The organism is Pseudomonadota bacterium (assembly GCA_026390555.1).
GTDB lineage: Bacteria > Bdellovibrionota_C > UBA2361 > UBA2361 > OMII01 > OMII01.
The window spans coordinates 1-4,967 of the sequence record JAPLFS010000001.1 but is presented as its reverse complement, the minus strand read 5'-3'; the positions used below and the strand labels follow the sequence as shown (position 1 = coordinate 4,967).

Genomic DNA, 4,967 nt, shown 5'->3' with positions numbered 1-4,967 from the left:
AGGGACGAGCAGGCGCTTCTATCCGGTTACCGAGTGCTAGCATATAGGCTTGCGATGGTGTTCTGCAGAAGCGGTATCGTTGGCTTGGTTAACTGGGTATCCGGTCGGTACATGCACGGCTCTCCGTACTATTCCTGGATGGTTGGATTCGGGGTGAGCGGAATTGTATTGATCGGACTTGCAATTGCACATCACCTAGCACTACCGCACGTTGGGACTAAGGTTGTCGTTAAGGATAATCTTGCACACGCAAGGAAGGTTTTTAAGGAGGGGTTTAAGAGCTACCTGGCACAGCCCAAGATAGGCATCATCCTGCTATTTATAACGCTCTATAAACTTGGAGATGAGATCCTTTTCTCTATGGTGACCCCCTTTATGTTAAGGGAGCTAAGGATCTCAGTAGGACAGTACGCCTGGATAGGGGGCATCGTTGGGGCGCTGGGTACTATCGTAGGAGCGATGCTTGGGGGCTGGTGGATTAAGAGGGCGGGGCTGCGTAGCGCTCTTTGGCCCCTAACGCTCCTGATGAACTTAAATCTGTGGCTATATATATGGCTCTCCGTGGCAAAGCCCGATCCGGCTACAGGGAGCGGACTCTTTATTATCGCAGCGGTGCACGGAGTAGAGCAACTTGCGGCTGGGCTTGGCAGTGCGGCACTCTTAGTGTTTCTTCTTACAACTTGTTCACATCAATATAGGGCGACGCACTACGCAATTGGTAGCGCCATAATGTCTATCCCCGGAACCCTTGTTGGTGGTCAGGCTGGATATATCCTTGAACGGATCGGGTACACGAACCTCTATTTGATAGCTTTTATTGCGGCTATTCCCGGCATGCTCCTTATACCGTTTGTACCGATACGGAATGAGGTGGAGTAGGGCAGCTCTATAACTATCAGTTGTTTTAGGTGATTGATAGAAAGCTCTAATTGAATGGCTGTGGGTGCTGTGGCTGTGGGTGCGGGGTTACTTTTGGTCCACAGTAATTTTAAGGAGCGCCTGCTGAGGAATTTGCGGGGCGTGGAGCTGATTTATGGAGGATCCAAGTCGGTGCTATTCTTCGAGGTAGGACCCTGCGAAAAAAACCTTTAGTGTTTTTTGCGAAGAGTCGATTTTTGCGGTGTTCTCCAGGGTACAAGAGACGATCCTAACCTAGCTGCTTTTGGTGAAAGCCGCCTGCTAAGCCGACTAGGACAAAACTTGAAAAAAAACCGAACGCTACGACCAGCCTTTGAAAGCAGTCCTGGACCACCAATTGGCTTTCATCATCCAAAAACAAAATCCAATACCCATACCTGAACACGGTCCAGATAAGAAGCATAAGAAGCACACTCCAAAACCAATAATATCCCGCATTCTTCATGATAGTTATCTCCAAAAGGGTAGACACTTTCTAGAAACCTTAACAGCAAGGGTCCTTCCTCGGAGAATAGCCGGAGCAACCACACGTGTTACCCCATTCAGGAATATATACTTTTAGTATTTGCTACTCAAACCAAGGGATTACGCAAGCAGCAAGTAGCCCTGAGCCGGATATGGTTGCTTCAGTGCTATATTCATGTAAATATTCGCAACTATTCAGCTAATTATCGCCCTTTGTATGCAAAAGAGGGTCAATCGAAAGATTTCGACGATCCGGATTATCTACCATAGACAGTTAGCAGGTGCTCGATATGATTACTAATCCGAAAATCAGAACTAAGAAGCTCCCGAATGGCGTTGTCTTTAACGCCTATCCCGACAGCATCGGGAAGAAGCTGTCTGACACTGTCACAATGCTGAAGCGACCAGAATTTGAGGGGGTCTTTTCGCTCTTCTATATTCTGCCAACGTTCTTTAACAGCGATCTCGATCGAGGCTTCTCTTTGATTGATTACAATATCAATAAAGAGCTGGTGTCACCTGACGACCTTGCCGAGCTGACGAAACTCAATATCCTTCTCAAGTTCGATCTGGTCCTAAATCATCTCTCGGTGGGTTCGCCGCAATTCAAAGATCTGATCAAGTTTGGTGATAAATCCGAGTACCACGATTTTTTCATTAATTGGAATGAATTTTGGAAAGGACATGGAGAGCTCTCTCCTGACGGCTACATCATCCCCAATCATGAGATGCTGCAACAGCTCTTTATGCGCAAGCCGGGATTGCCGAATTTGAAGGTTCGGTTTCCTGATGGTAGTGAAAAACCTTACTGGAATACCTTCTACCAGCAGGTCGATTATCACCCTGTAACTGTTGCCGAACTCAGTTTAGTTGGCGGACTGAGCGCCGATCAGGTAGAAAAAATCGTTGTCCTGATAAACGAAAAGATCGCCGCCAAACAGGACTTCAGGACGTCAGATCTAGGAATGAATGATGCCGTGCGCGACAGTATCTATGCGATTGTCGAGCAGAAGCGCACATATCTGGGGCAGATGGACCTGAATGCACGATCTGAAAAGGTCTGGCAGTTCTATGAAGAGACATTTAGAAAACTTAAAGAGTACGGCGCCACTCTAATCCGACTCGATGCCTTCGCGTACCTGCACAAAGAGCCAGGTATGGTAAATTTTTTCAATAAGCCGGAAACATGGAACTATCTCGCCAGACTTAGGGAGATGGCGAATAGGCTGGATCTTATCCTGCTGCCAGAGATTCACTCCGAATACGGTAACCGGCTACACGAAGAGGTCGCAAATGAAGGTTTCCCGATCTACGACTTCTTCTTCCCCGGACTGGTAATTGATGCCATTGACCGCCACACATCACGCCCGCTGCTTAAGTGGATTGATGAGATTATTGAGCGTAAGATGGTCACGATCAATATGCTCGGCTGTCACGACGGCATACCTGTTCTAGACCTTCGAGGGCGCAGGTCAGAGGAGGGAGGAGACAAAACACTGCTCAGCGATGAGGAGATCGATGGAATCGTTACCCGCATCATGGATCGTGGCGGTAGAGTAAAGAATCTCTACGGCCCCGATGGTAAGAAGATCTCTTACTATCAGGTAAATGCGACTTTCTTCAGCGCACTTGGCGAAGATGAGCGTAAGCTGCTTCTAGCACGCGCTATTCAGATGTTCGTCCCTGGTATTCCACAGGTCTGGTACCTAGACCTGTTTGCAGGGAAGAATAACTACGTGGCTGCAGATAATGCGGGAGCGGCAGGACACAAGGAAATTAATCGAACCACCCTTGAACTGAGCGACATTGAAGCGGGCCTCAAGCAACCGGTAGTACTAAAGCAGCTTCAATTGATGAAGTTGCGTAATACCTCCCCTGCTTTTGAAGGTAACCTTGAGATCTCCCGGGGTCAGGATAACAGACTTCAACTGACATGGAGAAACGGTAACGCGCTGGCAGCGCTCGATGCGGATCTCGATAGCTACAGCTTCAGCATCACGCACACCGGAGCCAGTGGCGAGAAAGAGGTGCTGTCCTTTGAGTAGTTGGTTCGTAACTAGTCAGCATATTGCATAAACATACGCATACGGCAATGACACTCAATAGCTCCTAAGGGGCCGATTTGCGGAGCCCGTCCAGCAGCGCAAGCTGCTGGCGCAGCAATGCGGTGGGGGTGATAACAACCCCTCAGGGGTCGATTTGCGGAGCAAATCGGGGGTGATAACATTAACTGGTCACAAAATCTGCCGTCCCCGACCAGGGGACGACCAATCTAACTACCTATGAAACTTCGCCGTAATCTGAGTAGCTTGAATCGCGACATTAAACTACGGTGACCAGTTACGTTGGTTTTACCAATCTTATTGCGCATCCCCATAAACTTCTCGCAGGAAGCGTTTCGCAACATTGTCCCAGTTATAGTGACTGTTCTTAACTAGATCAGCTGCCGCAGCTCCCAGTACTTTCGGATTAAAACTCAATGCTGGCGTGGTGGGAGGGGTTCCCAGAGTGACGGCGTTTATTGCAGCGGCAGCCCCGTTATAGGCTGCTTCAACAAACTGTTTCTGATCGTGCGTATCCTCATCAGGACGCCCACCAACAAGAATTGCCCCACCCCCGATTCCTACTTTGATCTGACTGTTTCTCAATTGAAATTTGATCGTACTGACGTTGTGAGAGAGCAGCTCCTTTACCGATGGAACGTCGCTTCTAGCAATAACTACTGTTCCGGCGGCAGCAGCCTCAATAACGCCCATACCAAAAGGCTCAAAAGCTGGCAGCGCTAGGTAGCAATCAGCCACTTTGGCGACATCTAGGCCGAAATGGTAATCGAAGCTTGATTGAACAATAACGTGCCCCCCATTTTTGCGAATGCTCTTGAGGTCTCCGATAATTGTGTTGATCTCGTTACGGAAATTATCATCAGTACCGTACCGCGCAGCCATATTGACGTTGACTATCAAGACGCGGTTCGGACTGTTTTTGGCAAGGGCTATGACGTCACTTTGTGCGATTGCCATCGCCTTTACTACAGCCCACTTGCCTTTGGATTCAGCTTCCGCATGACGGCTACGCTCAAACACCAGCTGAGCATCAAGCAGCTCCTCTAATGTCAGTCGACTAGCTTCCGGAACAATCTCACCCAATTCAGTATTGTTACAGGTGTCCAGGTAGAGCCGGTGCATCTCTTCAAAAGTTTCTCTGGCCAATGTTCGCCTATCTACTCTGTCGATATGTCCATTAGCAGTGTCATCGACCGCAATCATCGTCGGCGGCTCATGTCGAGCATTGAGGTACTCATGCGTATGTTTCGCAATGCGGTCAGAGTTAGCAATTAGATGATGTTTGCAGCGCTGCACAACCCACAATTCACTTAAGATTCTGTCTGTTAATCGAAATTGTGATTCTAGTTTGGCCGCCCCGTCAACATCACTCGTCAGTTTATTTGGATAATCTAGCCCTTCAGCTTTGAATGTCCCGAGAGAGTGAATAAAGAAGTAGCTTTCGAAGCGTGTTCCGATTTCACGGGAGATAAATTCCCCCAGATATGCCGCGTCAGCATAGTGATCTGCTAGTATAATCTT

At 48.4% G+C, this 4,967-nt stretch carries 3 protein-coding genes; 2 read left to right on the top strand and 1 reads right to left on the bottom strand.

Annotated elements, in window-relative coordinates; genetic code table 11:
- Together NTV65_00015 and NTV65_00010 are read left to right on the top strand one after the other, a co-directional pair.
- A partial coding sequence (locus tag NTV65_00015; GenBank protein ID MCX6113589.1) for a hypothetical protein occupies positions 1-879 on the top strand: 879 nt, incomplete at its 5' end.
- A 794-nt stretch (positions 880-1,673) separates the two neighbouring features.
- Positions 1,674-3,428 carry a glycosidase gene (locus tag NTV65_00010; protein ID MCX6113588.1) on the top strand — a complete coding sequence of 585 codons (1,755 nt, stop codon included), beginning with the start codon at positions 1,674-1,676 and terminating at the stop codon, positions 3,426-3,428.
- A gap of 315 nt (positions 3,429-3,743) precedes the next feature.
- On the opposite strand, the gene NTV65_00005 is transcribed toward NTV65_00010, so the two are convergent.
- Positions 3,744-4,967: hypothetical protein (locus tag NTV65_00005; protein MCX6113587.1), on the bottom strand; the 1,224-nt coding region annotated here is incomplete at its 5' end.